This window comes from Lentzea indica, from assembly GCF_012184385.1.
GTDB lineage: Bacteria > Actinomycetota > Actinomycetes > Mycobacteriales > Pseudonocardiaceae > Lentzea > Lentzea indica.
On record NZ_VSRL01000077.1, the window covers coordinates 19,644 to 34,338 of the forward strand.

Below are 14,695 nucleotides of genomic sequence, written 5' to 3' on the forward strand. Positions count from 1 at the left end.
GAAACCTAGTGATCTCGATGGGTGACCAGCTGGGCGAGCGTGCCGAGCTCGACCGCCGCACGCGCCGTGGGAGAGGCCTCGCCGAGATGAACCAGTGCCTGCGTGTGCAGCTCGTCGGCCTGCGACTGGCTCCACGCACGGCCACCCGCTGAATCCACGAGCGAAGCCGCCCGCGCAAGTGTTTCCGCGTTCATCTCCTGCGAACCGGTGTACAGCGACGCCAGCTCGGCGGAAGCAGGAACGCTGTTGGTCAGCGCGTACACGACCGGCAGGGACTTCTTGCGGTTGGCCAGGTCCGAGTGCGCGGCCTTGCCGGTCACCTCCGGGTCGCCCCAGATGCCGAGCAGGTCGTCCACGTGCTGGAACGCCAGACCCAGCTCGGCGCCGTAGCCGCGCATGGCCTCGACCTGTTCGTCGGACCCGCCGCCGTACAACGCGCCCAAAGCCGTTGAGGCACCGAGCAACGCACCCGTCTTGCCGCGCGCCATCTGCTCGACCTCGGACACCACGACATCGGAACGCGTCTCGAAGTCGAGATCGAACGCCTGCCCGTCGAGCAACGCCACCACGGCGTCACCCAGCGTCCGGATCGCCTCCAGCGCGCGCGGATGTCCTGATCCCGCAAGCACGTCCACGGCCAGCGACTGCAGCGCGTCGCCCGCCAGGATCGTCGCGCTGACACCGAACACCGTCCACGCGGTGGCACGGTGGCGCCGGGTCGTGTCGCGGTCCATCACGTCGTCGTGCAGCAGCGAGAAGTTGTGGATCAGCTCCACCGCGACCGCCGCCGGAACAGCGGAGGAGGCGGTGCCGCCGACGGCCTCGGCCGCCAGCAGCACCAGCGCGGGACGGATCGCCTTGCCGCCGTTCTCCAGCACCGGGTTGCCGTACTCGTCGCGCCACCCGTGGTGGTACTCCGCGATCGTGCGCATCGACGGCGGCAGCTGGTCGACGGCCGTGCGCAGAGCCGGAAGCACGAGGCTCCGGCTCCACGCGAGCACCTCACCGGCGGGCCTTCCCGCGGCGAGCGGTTCTGTCATCTCCGCGGTCATGGCTTAGAGACCGATCTCCACGTTCTCCAGCACGCCCAGCGCGTCTGGCACCAGCACCGCGGCCGAGTAGTACGTCGACACCAGGTACTTGAGCATCGCGTGCTCGTCGATGCCCATGAACCGCACGTTCAGGCCGGGCTCGTACTCGTCGGGGATGCCGGTCTGGCGCAGGCCGACGACGCCCTGCTTCTCCTCGCCGAGCCGCATCGCGAGGATCGACGTGGTGCCGTTCTTGTTGACCGGGATCTTGTCGCACGGCGCGATCGGGATGCCACGCCACGACTGCAGCGGCTTGCCCTCGACCTCCACGGTCGGCGCGTACAGGCCGCGCGCCGACATCTGCCTGCCCAGCGCGGCGATCGCCTTGGGGTGCGCCAGGATCAGCTTGGTGTTGCGGCGCCGCGAGATCAGCTCGTCCATGTCGTCCGGCGTCACCGGCCCGGACGTGGTGCTGACGCGCTGCTTGAGGTCGGCGTTGGCGAGCAGGCCGAACTCCTTGTTGTTGATGAGCTCGAACTCCTGCCGCTCGCGCAGGGCCTCGATCGTCAGCCGCAACTGGTGCTCGACCTGGTCCATCGGCTGGCTGTAGAGGTCCGCCACACGCGTGTGGACGCGCAGGACCGTCTGCGCCACCGAGAGTTCGTACTCACGCGGCCGCAGCTCGTAGTCGACGAACGTGCCGGGCAGGGTCGGCTCGCCGTCGTGGCCCGACGAGATGTCGATCTCCGCCTCGCCGTGCTTGTTCTGCGCGCCAGACGGGTTCGCCAGCTGCTGCATGATGTGCTCGCGCAACGTCTCGATCTGCCCGTTGAGCTGGTTGAACGTCGCCCTGGGCAGCACCACGACCGTCGTCGGCGTCAGCGCACGCGCGGTGAAGTCCCACGACGCCTCGACGCCGCCGAGCACCTCGTTGTCACCGAAGTGCTCGCCGTCGGCGATGGTGCCCAGCGCCACCTCGCCGCCGTACTCGCCGCGGCCGGTCTTGGTCACCTTGCCGTGCGCGATCACGATGATCTGGTCGGCGGCGCCGCCGCGTTCGGCGATCACCTCGCCGGCCTCGTACTCGCGCTGCTCGAAGCGGTTCGCGAGCACGGTCAGCGCGTCCTCGTCCTCGAACCCGCGCAGCAACGGGAACTCGCACAGCTCCTGCGGCACGATCCGCACCTCGGAACCGACGCTGGTGAACGTGACGCGGCCGTCACCGATCGCGTAGGAGAGGCGCCGGTTGACCCGGAACGCGCCACCCTTGGCCTCGACCCACGGCAGCATCCGCAGCAGCCACCGTGGCGAGATGCCCTGCATCTGCGGTGCGGACTTGGTGGTCGTGGCGAGGTTGCGGGCTGCGGCCGTGGAAAGGCTCAGCTGCGTCTCGTCGACCCCGAGGCCCGGATCGGTAACAGTCACTGCGAGTCCTGCCAATCTGTTGGTGCGGCTGTGGAACTAGTGGACGAAGACTGCGGCCGTGCCGAGTCCTGAAGGTGCGTGGAACGACCTTCGGGTGGGGGTTGGGGAGAAGCTGTATCTGCCGGATCCCTGCGTCCAGAGCAATTCACCGGCGAGCCACGACTTCAACGCCTCGACGTACCGGTGCAGCCCGGCCTTCGCCTCGTCGTCGAGGTCGAACTCGACGGCGAGAGCGGGCAGTTCACCGAAGATCGAGGAGATCTGGCGCAGCCGTGCCGCGATCAGGTCCGCGACGATGTTCACGGCCTGCTGCAGCTCGCAGTCGAAGAACTGCCGAACCGCCAGTACCGCGCTCGTCGTGCTACCGCCGCTCGCGTAGAACCGGTCGAAGCCGACGATCTCGTGGCGCAGCGCGGGGACATCACCGAACGAGTCGACCAGCGCGCGCATCGTGGAGTTGCGCAACAGTTCCGCGGGCAGCTCGGCGTGGACGGACTTGCGCGCAAGCTTCGCCGACAGGTTCGTGGCGATCGTGTGCCGCCGCATTTCGACCAGGTCGACCGGGTCGGGCACCCGGCCCTGTGCGGTGTTGTGCAGCTCCCACACCAATGCGTCCATGAACTCGGTGAGGTGTTCCCGGTCCTCGTCGTCCAAAGTGGATCGGGACAGCAAGTCGGCGAGGCCGGTCTCCGCAGGGTTCGCGGGCAGGACCGGTGCCCCGGTGAGCATCGACTTCAGCCGGGCCGTGTACGCCTTGCCGCCCGCGACGTTGCGCGGCCGGACGAAGCCGTTTCCGAAGGCGTCGCTCACGTACCAGCCCCACGTGTGCCAGTCGTTGAGGTGCTGGAGATCTTCCAGAGAAGCGGTGGGATGCGTCAGCGGGCCGAAGCCGCCGTAGTCCGCGGCGTCGTAGAACGCCTCGGTCCACGGCACACCGTTGAGCATGCCCATGTCCCGCACCCACGCCTTCGTTCGCTGGCGCACCCGGTCGACGTGCGGAGAAAGCCTTGCCGCGAAAGGCATGTCGAACGAAGGAATCTCAACCACGGGCCACCCCCAGCCACGCGCCGGACGTGCCCAGGCCGGTCGGCCCGCGCAGGATCGTGCGGAAGAACGCGGAGTTGCCCGCTCCCGAGTCCGTTTTGGTGTAGCGACCGGCGTGCAGGTGCCACTCGTGCCCGCCGGACTGCCAGTCCTGCAACCCCTTCACGTACTTGAGGACGCGAGCCTGCTCCAGCGGGTCGACACCGTGCTCGGAGAACAACGATGGCAGCTCGGTGAACACGGTGTTCTCGAACTGGTGCAGCCGCGAGGTCAGCAGCGTGTTCACGGCCTCGGCCGCGGTCTGCGTGTCGTGACCGAAGAACTTCTCGAACACGAGCACCCCGTTGGAGTTCTCGCCCTCGCGCAGCACCTCCCGCTCGTACGAGAAGATGTCGTTGCGCAGGTGGATCGCGTCGGAGAACGTGTCGGAGAGGACCTGCAGCGGCCGGGTGCCCGCGATGGACGCGGGCACCTCGGCGGCTTCCGAGACCTCCACCAGGTTCGCCGACCACGGCGCGCCGCCGACCTTGCGGCGCATCTCGATGTACTCGATCGGGTTGGCGACCGTGCCGGACGCCATGTTCTTGATCTCCCACATGCATTCGAGCAGCAGGTTGTGGGTGCTCGTGGTGAACCGGCGCCGCCAGTCCTGCGACATCAGCGGAATGGTCCGCTGCCAGAGGTCGACGAGCCCGCGTTCGGTCGGGTTCTGGGGCTCCGGCGACGGGTCCGTGCCGTTGATCGGCATGAACGCCGGCAACCGGTCCAGGTACGCCTTCGCACCCGAGACGTCCTTGGTCTGCTTGAACTCCGCGAAGAACTCGTCGTCGAAGTAGAAGACCCAGACGTACCAGTCCGTGATGAGGTCGAGGATCTCCGCCGGCGCGTCCGGATGGGTCCACGCGCACATGAACCCGTAGTCGTCGCCCGCGAGGATCTCCGGAGTCCACACCCCGGTGCCGAGCATCCCCATGTCCCGCGCCCACTGTGTCGAGTGGACGCGGGCGCGTTCGAGGTGCGGGTTCATCCGTGCCGGGTGGGGCACGTAGAACTCCGGCATGGCGAAGGAAGCCAACGGTTAACCCTCGCGACCGAGCTCGACGTGCTCGAGGACACCGATCGCGTCCGGCACCATGATCGCGGCCGAGTAGTAGGCGCTGACCAGGTAGTTGATGATCGCCTGGTCGTTGATGCCCATGAACCGCACCGAGAGGCCCGGCTGGTACTCGTCGGGGATGCCGGTCTGGTGCAGGCCGATGACGCCCTGGTTCTGCTCGCCGGTGCGGATCAGCATCACCGACGACGTGCGGGTGTCCGAGATCGGGATCTTGTTGCACGGCAGCACGGGGATGCCGCGCCACGCCGGGACGGACTGGCCGTTGAAGTCGATGTGCTGCGGGTAGATGCCGCGCTTGTTCAGCTCACGGCCGAACGCCGCGATCGTGCGCGGGTGGGCGAGGAAGTAGCCGGGGTCCTTCCACACGATCGACAGCAGCTCGTCGAAGTCGTCGGGGGTGGGCGGGCCGGAACGGGTGTGGATGCGCTGCTTGAGGTCCGCGTTGTGCAGCAGGCCGAACGACCTGTTGTTGACGATCTCGTGCTCTTGGCGCTCGCGCAGGGCTTCGATCGTGAGCCGCAACTGCTGCTCGACCTGGTCCATCGGGTTGTTGTAGAGGTCCGCGACGCGCGAGTGGACCTGCAGCACGGTCTGCGCGACGCTCAGCTCGTACTCGCGCGGCGAGAGCTCGTAGTCGACGAACGTGCCGGGCAGCACCGGCTCGCCGTCGTGACCGGCGGCCATGTCGATCGAGGCCTCGCCGAAGTCGTTCTGCGGCTTGTTGCGGCTGTTGTACGCCTGCTGGATGTGTGCGCGCAGCCCGCCGGCCTCGCCGTTGAGTGCCTCGAAGTCCTGCCACGACAACGTGAGCACGGTCGTCGGGGTGACCGCCTTGGCGGTGTACTCCCAGTCGCCCTGCGGCCCGGCCAGCACGGTCTCGCCGAAGTACTCGCCGTCGGCCAGGTTGCCGAGGACGGTCTCGCCGCCGTACTCACCCGTGCCGATCTTGTCGACCTTGCCGTGCGCGATCAGCACGACGGTGTCCTTCGGGCGGCCCTTCTCGACGATGAGGTCGCCGATGCCGAACTCCTGCTGCCTGAACCGGCCGGCGAGCGCGGCGAGGACGGCCTCGTCGTCGAAGCCCTTCAGCAGCGACAGCTCGGTCAGCTCCGCTGGCACGACGCGGATCTCCGCGCCGATGTTCGTGAACGAAACGCGGCCATCTCCCAACGTGTAGGTGAGACGGCGGTTGACGCGGTAAGCACCACCAGCGGCCTGGACCCAGGGCAACACCTTGAGCAGCCAGCGTGAAGTGATTCCCTGCATCTGCGGGACGGACTTGGTGGTCGTGGCCAGATTACGAGCGGCGGCCGTACCCAAACTCAGCTGCTGACGGCCCTCATTGAGGTCAGAATCCGTCACAGTCACAACCCACACCCACCTATCTCAATGCGCTAATGGACCAATCCGATAAGCCGGAATGGACGTTAGTTCTCGCGATTGAGTGCTGTGAAGGGGCCAAGAAGGCGACATTCGGGTGGGTGTCTTACGCCTGTTGATGCTACGGAGCGTACAACTACTGATCTACGCAACGACCTCTGCGTCGGCAGGCGGGTGAGTTCAAGCTATTCGCCCATGTGTGGAATAGCACACTCGTTTGGCTCAGTAGGATCACTCTTTTGTGCGCATTGGTGAGGCTTGCCGGGCTGCTATACAGCACCACTCCGGGTGGGCCGGAAACCACTCGAAGCGGTGTGTATCAATACAACGTCGCGCCTCTGTGTGCTACTTGTGACCGACGTCCGGATTTTGTACCAACGACTATTCGTGCTATTACGCGTCGCGGGAGTTCAGGAACGATTCCAGCTGAGTCACGACGAACGCGTGGTCCTCGGCCTGGGGCAGTCCGGAGACACCGACGGTGCCGACCGGTCCGGTACCGCGCAGAATGATCGGGAACACGCCGCCGTGCGCCGCGTACAGGGCCGGGTCCAGGTGCGACTGGGCTTCGAACGTCGTGCCCTTCTCCCGGAACGTCGTGCCGACGTAGAACGAACTGTGGCCGAACAGGTCGACCACTCGCGCCTTGCGCTCCAGCCACCTGTCGTTGTCCGGCGCGGTGCCGGGCAGCGCGGCGTGGAAGAGCCGATGTCCGTTGCGCTGCACCGAGATCGCCACCGGCAGGCCCTGCTCGCGCGCCGCGTCGAGGAGGTGCAGGCCGAGCTCGATCGCGACGTCGTTGCCGAAGCGCGTGAACTGCAGGCGCCGCTCCTGGGCGAGGAGTTCCTCCGACTTCACAGCTCCACCACCCGGTTCTCGCGCACGGAAGTGAAGGCGGCCTCGATGACCTCGAGCGCGTGCACGCTGCCCATGGGGTCGACGGGGATCCGGCCGGCCTGCAGTTCGGCGTAGAAGTGCTCGTAGGCGCCGAGCTCGACCGGCACCTCGATCGTCTTGCCGAGGATTCCCAGCTGTCCGCTGCGGGTCTCGTAACCCCAGTCGGAGTCGGTGGGACGGCGACCGGCGTCGAGCGCGTCCTCCTGCTCGTCCATGCCGCTGATGACGAACGCGCCCTCGCTGCCGAGCACGCGGAACCGGAGGCCGTGGTTCGCTGCGTGCGCGTTGGCCCACAGGTGGGAGCGCACGCCGTTCTCGTGCGTCAACGCCACGAACACGTCGTCTTCCACCTGGGCGCCTGGACGGCGCAGGTCCAGTTCGGCGTAGACGCTCTTGACGGGGCCGAAGAGCTGCAGCGCCTGGTCGACGAGGTGCGCGCCGAGGTCGTACAGCAGGCCGCCGGCCTCCTCTTTCGCGCCGAACTCGCGCCAGTTGTCCCAGATCTCCGGCATCCAGCGCTCGTATCGAGACTCGAACCGCCGAACGTCACCCAGTTGGCTGATGATCTTGCGCACGGTGAGGAAGTCGCTGTCCCAGCGGCGGTTCTGGAAGACCGTGAGCGGCACGCCCTTGGCCCGGGCCGAAGCCACCAGCTCCTTCGCCTCGGCGCTCGTCGGCGCGAACGGCTTGTCCACGACGACCGCGACGCCCTTGTCGATCGCGCGCTTCGCGTACTCGACGTGCGTCCGGTTCGGCGTGCCGACGACGATCAGGTCGAGGTCCATCTCGAACAGCTCGTCCGCGGTGACGATCGCGGCGTCCGGGTACGCGGCACGGGCCTGTGCCTGCCGCTCCGGGTTCGCCGTGACGATCGCGACGAGGTCCATGCCCTCGGTCGAGGAGATGAGCGGGCCGTGGAAGACCCGTCCCGCGATGCCGTAGCCCAGCAGTCCGACTCGTGTCATGCTTCTGATTAAAGCAACGCTGTTGCATAATCGCTAGGTGGACCTCACCTCGCTGCGTTCGCACAACGACCGGACTGTGCTCCGTCTGGTGCGCTCAGGGGCTCTGAGCAGGGCTTCCATCGCCACCGATGCCGGGCTGACCCCGCAGGCGGTCTCGAAGATCGTGGCGCGGCTCATGTCGGCAGGGCTGCTGGAGGAGACCGGCGCGGTGCGGGACGGAGGTCGCGGCAAGCCGCGGATGTCCCTGCGGCTGTGCCCGGACGGCGCTCACGCGTACGGCGCCTACGTCGACCGCGACGAGCTGCGCGTGGTGCGGCTCGACCTGACCGGCGAAGTGGTGTCCGCGTCGGTCGTGCCGCTGGCCCCGATGTTCACGCCTTCCGACGTCCTGGACGCCCTGGCTCCGTTGGTCGAGCCGGGGGACCGCGTGCTCGGGCTCGGCATCGGGATCGCCGGTCCGCTGGACTTCCGCGACGGAGTGGTGTCGCCGAACGGTCTGCCCGGCTGGTCGTCGGTGCCGCTGAAAGAGCTGGCGGAGGAACGTCTCGGGCTGCCGGTCGTCGTCGACAAGGACACCAACGCGGCCGTGCTCGCGGAGGCCTGGCGAACACCTCTGCGGGACGCCGCACTGGTGTTGGTCGGCACCGGTCTGGGCGTGGGGTTGTTGCTGGGAGGAGAGGTGCACCGCGGTGCACGGTCGGGCGCCGGCGAGCTCGGGCACACCACGATCCAGCTCGACGGACCGCTGTGCGTGTGCGGCAGGCGCGGTTGCGTCGAGGCGGTTCACGCCGCTGCTTCCGGGGTCGAAGCGGCACGTGTGCTCGGCGCGGCGGTCACGAACCTGGTGCAGCTGCTGGACCTCGACCAAATCGTCCTGAGTGGACGGAAGGTGCTCGAGTCGCCGGAGCTGTACCTGCGGGCCATGCCGGAGGTGGACGTGAGCATCACGTCGTACGGCGCCGACCTGGTGCCTGTCGGCGCGGGGCTGCTCGTGCTGGCGGACTTGTTCTAGCATCGGAGACGTGGACGTCGAGCACGTCATCGGTGCGCCGCACCCCAGGCTGCGGCCGTTCGTGACGCGGTACTCCGGGTATCGGATGCTGACCGAGCCCGGTGTTCACCGCGGCCTGCCGTCGCGCTCGCTCACGCTCGTGGTGACGATGGACGGCACGGTCGACCTCCCCGACGGCAGGTTCGCCACGCTGTGCGGCGGGTTGCACCACGAGGCCGTGATGATCACCCATGACGGGTTCCAGCACGGCGTCCAGTGCGATCTCACGCCGTTGGGGATGCGGGCGTTCTTCGGCATGCCCGCCGGTGAGCTCGCGGACACCACCGTGGGGCTGGACGTGCTGGACGCCCCGGCCTCCGAGCTGAGGGAGCGGGTGCGGACCGCGACGACGTGGACGGACCGGTTCGCCCAGCTGGACCTCGTGCTGGGACGGTTGCTGCGACCGGTGCGGCAGCAGGTCGAGGTGGCGTGGGCCTGGCAACGGCTCGCGGCAGGGGCGCCGGTCGGGGAGATCGCCGCCGAGGTCGGGTGGAGCCGGCAGCACCTGAGCGCGCGGTTCGCGGCGGAGTACGGGCTGACGCCCAAGATCATGGGCCGGGTCATGCGGTTCGAGCGGGCGAACCGCATGCTGCGCGGCGAGCGGCGGCCGACGTTGACCGAGGTGGCCGCTGCCTGCGGTTACACCGACCAGGCGCACTTCAACCGGGACTGGCGGGCGCTGTGCGGAGCGACCCCGACCGAGTGGATGGCGGCCGAGCTTCCATTCGTACAAGGCAGCGAGCCGCCCGAGGTCGCAAGGTTGTAGTCATGACCACACCTGCACCTACCTGTTGGCCCACGTTGTCCTACCGCGACGCTCCCGCCGCGATCCGTTTCCTGGTCGAGGCGTTCGGATTCAAGGAACACCTCGTAGTGCCCGGCGAGGCCGAGGGCGAGGTCGTGCACTGCGAGCTGGTCTGGCCGGAGGGCGGCGGCGTGATGCTGGGATCCACCGTGCGCTCGGTCGGCGAGGTCGAGGCGACCAAGGAGGGCGCCGGGTCGGTCTACGTGGTGACCGACCGGCCGGACGAGATCCACGCGCAGTGCACGGCGCGCGGGGCGGTCGAGATCCGCGGGCTGCGCGACGAGGACTACGGGTCGCGTGGCTTCACCGTGGCGGATCCCGAGGGCAACCGCTGGAGCTTCGGCACCTATCGCGGTGCGTGACCCAGGCAACCTTCCCGCGATGATCGGAGTCTCCTGGGGTGGAGAGGTTCACATCCAGGGGAGGACAGGTGCGCGGAGCGCGCTGTTTGATGATCGCCGTCCTCGCCGCCGGGCTGCTCAGCCCGGCGGCGACGGCACAGGCGGAACCACCGAGAGCTCCGGCGGGAGCCACCAGCGTCATCACGCTGATCAGTGGTGACAAGGTCGTCGTCAACGAGCGAGGGGAACTGGTCAGGGTCGAGGGGCGGCCCGGCATGCAGTTCGCCCAGTACGTGCAGGACGACCATCAGTACGTGGTGCCGGCGGATGCCGTCGACGCGTTGGGGCAGGACCGCGTCGACAAGCGCTTCTTCAACGTCACGGCGTTGCACTCGTTCGGCTACACCGACGACAAGATCGACCGGATTCCGGTGCTGGACAACGGTTTCCGTGCCGCCGCGGCGGTGCCGAAGAAGGAGGCCGGGCAGCGCTGGAAGGACCGGCGCGCCCGCAGCGCGGGGAAGCTGTGGCTGAACGGCAAGGCGAAGATCTCGCTCGACCAGAGCGTGCCGATGGTGGGGGCGCCCGCCGCGTGGCAGTCAGGGTTCGACGGCAGCGGCGTCACGGTCGCGGTGCTCGACACGGGCTACGACCAGAAGCATCCCGAACTCGCCGGCGTGGTGTCGGTGGCCAAGGACTTCACGCCGGCCGGCATCCAGGACAACATCGGCCACGGCACCCACGTCGCCGCGACGATCGCGGGGCGCGGCGAGAAGTACTCCGGGGTGGCGAAGGGCGCGAAGCTCGCGATCGGCAGGGTCTGCGAGGGCACCTGGTGCGAGGACAGCGCGATCCTGGCGGGCATGGAGTGGGCCGCGCGCGAGGCCGGGGCCAAGGTCGTGAACATGAGCCTCGGCAGCGACATGTCGTCCGACGGCAAGGACCCGTTGTCCGTCAAGGCGAACCAGCTCACGGCCGAGACCGGCGTGCTGTTCGTGGCGTCGGCGGGCAACGCGGGCGACCGCCGCAAGGTCTCCGGACCGGCTGCCGCCGACGCGGCGCTGGCGGTGGCGAACCTGACCAAGTCCGGCACGGTGAACGAGTGGTCGTCGCGCGGTCCTCGCCACAACGACTTCGCGGTCAAGCCGGACATCGCGGCGCCGGGAACGGACATCGTGGCCGCGCGGGCCGAGGGAACGCTGTGGGAGTACTACGTCGACGACCTGCACGCGCGGCTGACCGGCACGTCGATGGCGGCACCGCACGTCGCGGGCGCCGCGGCGATCCTCGCTCAGCGCAACCCTTCCTGGACCGCCGCCGAGCTCAAGGCGAACCTGATGGCGACGGTGAAGCCGGTCGCCGACACCCCGGCGAACGTCGGCGCCGGCCTGCTGGACGTGGGCCGTGCGGTCTCGCAGCAGGTACGCGCGGACGTCGGCAGCCTGTCGTTCGGGCTGCTGGAATGGCCGCACACCAAGACGTTCACGAAGACGATCACTTACTCGAACGCTTCGGCTGCGGCTGTTTCTCTTGCGTTGCAACACAATCTCGGCGCGGACTTCACGGTCCCGGCATCGGTGACGGTGCCCGCCGGTGGCACGGCGTCGGTCGACGTGGTGCTGGATCCGCGCAAGGGCAACGGCACGTTCTTCGGGCACATCAAGGCTTCCGCCGACGGCATCTCGCTGACCACCGCGGTCGGCGCGTACGTGCAGGAGGAGCGCCGCACCTTGTCGCTGTCGATGATCGGCCGTGACGGCAAGCCGGTCCCCGACGAGTTCGTGGTGCTGGTCAACATGTCCACGCAGGAAGCCTCGGTGCTGAGCATCGTCGACGGCGCGGGCTCGGCGCGGATCGCGGTGGGGGACTACGCGGTGCTGGGCCGGATCGACGAGAAGACGGAGAACTACGCCTGGTTCACCCCGGTGTCGGCGACCGAGGTGGCCGGCCGCGTCTCGCTGACCGCGGACACCTCGCTGACGCTGGACGCCAGGCAGGGCAAGGCGATCAGCGTCCAGCTCCCCGACTCCCAGTCCGAGGTGTGGTACCGCCACGCGGAGCTGCGCGTGCCGTGGAAGCCGGGCAGGATCAACGGTGTCGCGAGCGTCGTCGACGGCCGGGTGCCGTTGTACGGCCTGTCGTTCGGCCCGCCGCTGCCGGAGCTGACCTACGACTCGAGCCTCAAGGGCGGGCAGCCGCTGTTGTCGGTCGTGGGCGGTTTCCCGGTGCGGTACTACGAAAGCAGCGTTCGTCTGCCGGCGGGTGACCACCAGCTCGACGTGGCCGAGCGCGGCGCCGACGTGCGCGGCAAGCTGGCGCTCGTCCGCACGGCGGGCGAGGACCCGTACGAGGTCGCTCGGGCGATGCAGGCGGCGGGCGCGGTCGCCGTGCTGTGGGCGGGTCCGGTGCCGTTCGGGTTCGCGGAGCGGACGGTCATCCCGGTGATCGCGGTGGCGGAACACCACGTGGCGGTCACGCCGTCGAGGCTGACGTTGCGCGCCATCACGGGATCGCCGGTGTCCTACACCCTGTTCCTGCAGGACAAGGGCGCGCTGCCGGTCGGGACGAGGCACCTCCGCCGCTCCGAGCTGGCCGAGGTGAAGGCGCGCTACCACTCGTCGGGCGAGGACGGCTGGGTCACCCAGCGGAACTACTCGGTGCTGAACGGCGTGGCCAACCTGAACGTCGGCGCGTTGGACGAACAGCTCACGGTTCCCGTGCAGCGCACCGAGTACTACACGGCGGGCAACGGCATCGGCTGGCACCAGGAGGGCTTCGACCGCTCGACCTCCACGTCGTGGGCGGACCTGAAGCCGGTGACCTACGCACCGGGCAAGAAGTACGAGCGCTCGAACCTCCGCGCGGTCAGTTCTCCGCGGTTCGGCCGCCCGTCGTTGGTGACCTGGTCGCAGGGCGGTGGCGTGGAGCGCACAGGCGACAGGATCACCATGAGGATGTCGCCGTTCGGCGGGTCCACGTGGGCGGAGAACTGGGAGTTGAGCGGCTACGGCACGGTGGACCTCCAGCGCGACGGCGTGCCGGTGGGCTACTCGGACATTCGCGAGGGCCAGTTCACCGCACCGGAGCGTTCAGGGAAGTACAAGCTGATGCTGGACGCGGTGCGCCACACGTCGGCGTTGTCGACGAGGGTGCGCACGAACTGGGAGTTCTCGGCGGCCGCCGACGGCAAACTGCCGTTGCTGGAGGTCGACTACTCGGTGCCGGTGGACCTGCGCAACAGCGGGAAGGCCGGTGCGCCGATGCCGGTGAAGTTCACCGTGTCGCGTCAGGCAGGCGCCGGGGTTGCCACCATCCGTGAACTGCGCGCCTACGCGTCGTTCGACGACGGCGTCAACTGGGTGCCGGTGAAGTCGATCGTTCCCCCTGGTGGGGCGCCTGGGGGTTTCGTGTCGCTACGCGTGGTGGCTGAGGACACCGACGGCAACACGGTCGACCAAACGGTCCTGCGTGCTTACCGCCTCCGGGCGTAACCGCGCGGCCGTTCGGTCGTTGTAACCCCCTGCGGCACCTGCCCAGTCGTGCGCGAGACGAAGAAGGACGCGGCGTCTCGCAGCCCTGGGCAGGTGCCGCCATTTTCGGTGGCACCGTTCGACCGACCTGTGGTGGCATTTCCGGCCATGAGGTCGTTCGAGGAGCTGGTGGCCGAGGGCGCGGCCGTGCCGCTGGAGGGCTGGGACTTCTCCTGGTTCGAGGGCAGGGCCACCGAGGAACGCCCGCCGTGGGGCTACGCGAAGCTCATCGCGGCCAAGCTCGCCGTCGTGGAGTCCGCGCTGGACCTGCAGACCGGCGGGGGAGAGGTCACCGCGACCGCGCCCGTGAAGCCTCCGCTGCTGGCCGCGACCGAGTCGTGGCCGCCGAATGCGGCTGTGGCTGCGCGGAACCTGCCGGACGCGTTCGTCGTGCAGGCACCCGATTCCGGCCCGCTGCCGTTCCACGACGAGATGTTCGAGCTGGTCATCAGCCGGCATCCGGTGGTGACCCCGTGGGCCGAGATCGCGCGAGTGCTCAAGCCCGGCGGCACGTACTTCTCGCAGCAGATCGGCGAAGGCACGAACCGCGCGCTCACCGAGTTCATGATGGGGCCGCAGCCGGTCGGCGACGGCCGCACCACCTCGCGGGCCCGTGAGGAGGCCGAGGCCGCGGGGCTGGAGGTGCTTCGGCTGGAGCCGGTGGCGTTGCGGGTGACGTTCAACGACGTCGGCGCGGTGGTCCACTTCCTGCGCAAGGTGCTGTGGACCGTGCCGGGGTTCACCGTCGAGGGCTACCGCGACCGGCTCCTGGACATGCACGCGCACATCCAGGAGCACGGCGAGTTCGTCTCCACCTCGACCCGGTTCCTGATCGAGGCCAGGAAGAACTAACGCGGCTGGCGCTCGCGGCGGATCGTGATGCGCTTGCCCTTGATGGTGGCGTCCCGCAGCTGCTCGATCACGTCGTTCGCGGACGCACCCGGCACCTCGACCAGCGAGAACCTGTCCGCGATCTCGATCGCGCCGATGTCGCGGCCCTTCAGCTTCGTCTCGCCGGTGATCGCGCCGACGATGTCCTGCGGCCGGATGCCCGACGAGCGGCCGGCGCCCAGGAACAGCCTGGTCATGCCCTCGGACGGGCCACGACG

13 protein-coding genes are annotated in these 14,695 nt (G+C 68.6%); 5 read left to right on the forward strand and 8 right to left on the reverse strand.

Annotated features, from left to right (window positions below; all coding sequences use genetic code 11):
• Window positions 1-5 precede the first annotated feature (5 nt).
• The 7 genes from FXN61_RS21825 to FXN61_RS52425 all read right to left on the reverse strand — a co-directional run bounded on the left by FXN61_RS21825 (window position 6) and on the right by FXN61_RS52425 (window position 7,859).
• Window positions 6-1,040 (reverse strand): family 2 encapsulin nanocompartment cargo protein polyprenyl transferase, encoded by a 1,035-nt coding sequence (locus tag FXN61_RS21825; RefSeq protein ID WP_167975909.1) that lies wholly within the window; start codon window positions 1,038-1,040, stop codon window positions 6-8.
• 15 nt (window positions 1,041-1,055) lie between these two features.
• Window positions 1,056-2,456, reverse strand: a complete 1,401-nt coding sequence (locus tag FXN61_RS21830) for a family 2B encapsulin nanocompartment shell protein (protein WP_167975910.1) — start codon at window positions 2,454-2,456, stop codon at window positions 1,056-1,058.
• 36 nt (window positions 2,457-2,492) lie between these two features.
• Window positions 2,493-3,503 (reverse strand): terpene synthase family protein, encoded by a 1,011-nt coding sequence (locus FXN61_RS50805; protein WP_223165543.1) that lies wholly within the window; start codon window positions 3,501-3,503, stop codon window positions 2,493-2,495.
• A complete protein-coding gene (locus FXN61_RS50810) occupies window positions 3,496-4,575 on the reverse strand; it encodes a terpene synthase family protein (protein ID WP_223165544.1) in 1,080 nt (359 codons plus the stop codon). Before FXN61_RS50810 ends, FXN61_RS50805 begins: the two co-directional genes overlap by 8 nt.
• Before the next feature lie 3 nt (window positions 4,576-4,578).
• Window positions 4,579-5,985: a family 2B encapsulin nanocompartment shell protein gene (locus FXN61_RS21840; RefSeq protein WP_312877903.1), complete on the reverse strand. Its 1,407-nt coding sequence runs from the start codon at window positions 5,983-5,985 to the stop codon at window positions 4,579-4,581.
• 405 nt (window positions 5,986-6,390) lie between these two features.
• Complete coding sequence (locus tag FXN61_RS52420; protein WP_167975912.1) at window positions 6,391-6,855, reverse strand: heme-degrading domain-containing protein; 465 nt, start codon at window positions 6,853-6,855, stop codon at window positions 6,391-6,393.
• Window positions 6,852-7,859 carry a Gfo/Idh/MocA family protein gene (locus FXN61_RS52425; protein ID WP_167975913.1) on the reverse strand — a complete coding sequence of 336 codons (1,008 nt, stop codon included), beginning with the start codon at window positions 7,857-7,859 and terminating at the stop codon, window positions 6,852-6,854. The genes FXN61_RS52420 and FXN61_RS52425 overlap by 4 nt, the downstream gene beginning before the upstream one ends.
• A gap of 37 nt (window positions 7,860-7,896) precedes the next feature.
• Between FXN61_RS52425 and FXN61_RS21855 the strand changes: the two genes are divergently transcribed.
• From FXN61_RS21855 to FXN61_RS21875, 5 genes are all read left to right on the forward strand, one after another.
• Complete coding sequence (locus tag FXN61_RS21855; protein WP_167975914.1) at window positions 7,897-8,871, forward strand: ROK family transcriptional regulator; 975 nt, start codon at window positions 7,897-7,899, stop codon at window positions 8,869-8,871.
• A gap of 10 nt (window positions 8,872-8,881) precedes the next feature.
• Complete coding sequence (locus tag FXN61_RS21860; RefSeq protein ID WP_312877904.1) at window positions 8,882-9,676, forward strand: helix-turn-helix domain-containing protein; 795 nt, start codon at window positions 8,882-8,884, stop codon at window positions 9,674-9,676.
• Between the two features lie 2 nt (window positions 9,677-9,678).
• A complete protein-coding gene (locus FXN61_RS21865) occupies window positions 9,679-10,077 on the forward strand; it encodes a VOC family protein (RefSeq protein ID WP_167975915.1) in 399 nt (132 codons plus the stop codon).
• A gap of 89 nt (window positions 10,078-10,166) precedes the next feature.
• Window positions 10,167-13,547, forward strand: a complete 3,381-nt coding sequence (locus FXN61_RS21870) for a S8 family serine peptidase (RefSeq protein WP_167975916.1) — start codon at window positions 10,167-10,169, stop codon at window positions 13,545-13,547.
• Between the two features lie 147 nt (window positions 13,548-13,694).
• The gene (locus tag FXN61_RS21875; protein WP_167975917.1) at window positions 13,695-14,438 is read left to right on the forward strand and encodes a methyltransferase domain-containing protein; all 744 of its coding nucleotides are present in this window, start codon (window positions 13,695-13,697) and stop codon (window positions 14,436-14,438) included.
• Here the strand turns inward: FXN61_RS21875 and FXN61_RS21880 are convergent.
• Window positions 14,435-14,695 (reverse strand): DbpA RNA binding domain-containing protein (locus FXN61_RS21880; RefSeq protein WP_188135335.1); only part of this gene is annotated, 261 nt, incomplete at its 5' end. The genes FXN61_RS21875 and FXN61_RS21880 overlap by 4 nt on opposite strands.

Coding starts and splice junctions, on each gene's coding strand:
- FXN61_RS21865 (WP_167975915.1), top strand. CDS start 9,679: ATGACCACACCTGCACCTACCTGTTGGCCCACGTTGTCCTACCGCGAC.
- FXN61_RS21825 (WP_167975909.1), bottom strand. CDS start 1,040: ATGACAGAACCGCTCGCCGCGGGAAGGCCCGCCGGTGAGGTGCTCGCG.
- FXN61_RS21870 (WP_167975916.1), top strand. CDS start 10,167: ATGATCGCCGTCCTCGCCGCCGGGCTGCTCAGCCCGGCGGCGACGGCA.
- FXN61_RS21875 (WP_167975917.1), top strand. CDS start 13,695: ATGAGGTCGTTCGAGGAGCTGGTGGCCGAGGGCGCGGCCGTGCCGCTG.
- FXN61_RS52425 (WP_167975913.1), bottom strand. CDS start 7,859: ATGACACGAGTCGGACTGCTGGGCTACGGCATCGCGGGACGGGTCTTC.